At 50.0% G+C, this 1,147-nt stretch carries 2 protein-coding genes; one reads left to right on the plus strand and one right to left on the minus strand.

Translation table 11 applies throughout. The features are described from left to right. On the minus strand, window positions 1–876 hold an 876-nt coding region (locus C5469_RS22800), incomplete at its 3' end, for a hypothetical protein (protein WP_166310974.1). Between the two features lie 15 nt (window positions 877–891). On the opposite strand from C5469_RS22800, the gene C5469_RS22805 reads away from it, so the two are divergent. Beyond that, on the plus strand, window positions 892–1,104 hold the full coding sequence (locus C5469_RS22805; protein WP_166310976.1) for a hypothetical protein: 213 nt from the start codon (window positions 892–894) through the stop codon (window positions 1,102–1,104). Window positions 1,105–1,147 lie beyond the last annotated feature (43 nt).

The following is a 1,147-nucleotide window of genomic DNA, read 5'->3' on the forward strand; positions in this document are numbered from 1 at the left end:
CCGCTCACAAGTTTCAGCAACAGCCCCCATTGCGGAGACCAGATCCGCCGCAAACCGGGTACATACCTCTGTATTTTCCTTAGGCCACCCAGCCGCGCGCAATGCAGAAATCTGCAACACCAGCGAGAAGGTACAGCCGATAAAGGGCGGAACATGTGCCAACTGCTTAGCAATATTCTCAACAGAACTGCCCTCTAACTGCGCCAGTTTTGTGCGTAACGTCCTCGGAAACAGCTCCGCACGGATCTCATCGACAGAATGCAAGGTTTTCACCACAGACTTGGCCCGTTCCGCTTCGGGTAAAACCCGGGTTTTTTCCGCTTCACCTGCGTCTGCCAGCGTAACAAAGTTGAATTCCTGATCCCCCTCCATCGGCAAGCCATCAATCTTCAAACGACGCATTTCAGCATCAACATGGTGACGCAGCTTATCTGAGGAAGCAGGCTGTTTCAGATCCGCCATCAGGCTCACTTGAGTGACCACCGCGCTGATAAAATGTTTACGTTTTCCGACAAACTTAATGACTTTTAATTCCCTGCCATGCAGCTTGGCTAATACGACCAGTGCGGGAAGCGGCACTTTTTCCACGGCTTTATTCATCACTGCAAACAAAGTGCTACTCAGTTCATTCAGGTATTTTTCTATCGTGAGGGAAGCGGGTCCATGAAAGTGCTCAGCAATATCTTTAAGCCCATCGGGGATTTTATCCCAGGCGAGAGAGCCATAGTTTCCACCGGTTTTTAGAACCCCGTGAGTTTGCTCTGTCCTTTTATCATTGTTCATCACCAGCGCACGTAACAGCAGATTATCCGGCGTGATGGTGTCGCACATCATCTGCTCTTGAAAATAATGCGAGGCCCCCAGTTTGTCCTGCATCCCGTAAACACAATCATGAACCGACTGGGTAAACAGCGCGCCGCTGTAATCGTCCGTGCTGTCAAAGTTATGGTCAAAATAGTCCAGCAGGGTCTGGCTTTTCAGCCAGTCCAGATACATCTCGGTCATTGGGGAGATAATGGTGTTGTCGTACCGCGTCAGATCGGTGGTGAACCGGTCCATAAACGCTTTTTCTTTCTCACGGTCGATGTACTGCTCGTAATCTGACCAACATTCCTGTACCTGCCGTTTTAATGTCGAGCTGTCTAAC

Source organism: Photorhabdus cinerea, from assembly GCF_011189575.1.
Lineage (GTDB): Bacteria > Pseudomonadota > Gammaproteobacteria > Enterobacterales > Enterobacteriaceae > Photorhabdus > Photorhabdus cinerea.

What these genes read in the sequence shown, in the direction of transcription:
- C5469_RS22805 (WP_166310976.1), top strand. Translation starts at nt 892, where the DNA reads ATGAACCGACTGGGTAAACAGCGCGCCGCTGTAATCGTCCGTGCTGTC.